The sequence below is a fragment of the Luteibacter sp. P4_E6 genome, assembly GCF_056401535.1.
In genome coordinates this window covers 1-1,314 of the sequence record NZ_JBFUJE010000803.1, presented here as the reverse complement: position 1 = coordinate 1,314, position 1,314 = coordinate 1, and the positions used below count along the sequence as shown (strand labels likewise).

At 63.2% G+C, this 1,314-nt stretch carries 1 protein-coding gene; it reads right to left on the bottom strand.

Annotation, left to right across the window (positions count from 1 at the left end; genetic code table 11):
- Positions 1-1,314: TonB-dependent receptor (locus AC1DT2_RS23625; RefSeq protein ID WP_477299121.1), on the bottom strand; the 1,314-nt coding region annotated here is incomplete at both ends.

Here is a 1,314-nt window from a genome sequence, read left to right as displayed (position 1 = left end):
ACATAGTTGTCGTCATACCTGGAACGGTTGAACGAGGCCGAGTTGTACCACTCGAACCCACGGATCGGCTTCCAGATGAAGGTGAACTCCGCACCACGGCTGCTGACCGAGCCGACGTTGACGAAGGCCGTGTTGCATTCCGGGCGCGTGCCCTGCTCGATGCTCGGGCACGGATTGAGCGACAGCAGACGATTGTCGAACTTCACGTCGTACAGCGCCACGGATGCCTCATACCATGCGCCGACGCTGCGGAAGCCGCCATCGATGCTACGCGACTGTTCCGGCTTCAGGCTGGACTTGGTGCCGTCGAACGCAGCCTGCGACACGGAGAGCGGGCCGCCGGCGCCGCCACCCTGGAAGGCGGCGATGTTCTTCGCATAGGACAGGAACACTTCCTGGCCGGGTGCCAGCTGGTAGGCGAGACCCGCCTGCGGCAGGAAGGATTTCTCCGCCTTCAGCGTACCGTTCGCATACGGACTTTCCACACCCGGCAGCTCGCGCGCGGTCATCGTGGTATGCGGGCTCTTCACGCCGAAGTCGACACTGAGGCGGTCGTCGAGCGCCTTGAAGCTGTCCTGCAGATAGGCCTGTTTCGTCGTGATCGTATAGTCCTGGGCGAACAGACGACGATCCGGATCGGACAGGTAACGGTCATCGCTCACCGGACCGTCGATGTAATAGAAGTTGCGTTCGACGTGATGGTCGTTCTTCTCGTACCAGATGCCGCCTTCGACATGGTGGCCGCCCAGATCCCAGGCCAGCGAAGCGATCGCGCCGTTACGGTTGATCGTGTAGTTGGTGCTGCGGATCGAGATCGGCAGCTCCTGCGCCGTGCCCGGATACGATTTCTGGCCCGGCGACCACCAATGGCCCTGGCCGGCGTCTTCGTGGTGGTAGACCTGGGTGTGCAGCGTGGCGCCATCGGCAACCGTGAAGTCGCCAGCGAGGTAGTAGAGGTCGTCGCTACGCAACGCGCGGCTCTGGTAATACGCGTCGTCGATGTTATCGACGCCGCCGGAGAAGCCGCAACGCGGATCGCTCACGCCGCCCTTGGTGTACGTGGGCGAGCAGTAGGCGGCGGCGAGCGCACGCTTCCAGTCCGGTGCGTAAAGGTTCCAGTCCCACCCGAGCCCACGCTTCAGGCCGCTCTTGGACAGGTACGCATAGTCGGCCTGACTGGTGCGCGAGGTATCGGCGAAACCGGTGATGCGATTGCCCTCGCCGAACTCATAGACCGCCTTGCCGTTGAACTGCTTGGTGTTGGTCGGCGAGTTCGGGTTGGCCCACATGTCCGCGTCGGTGTGCGCACCGGAC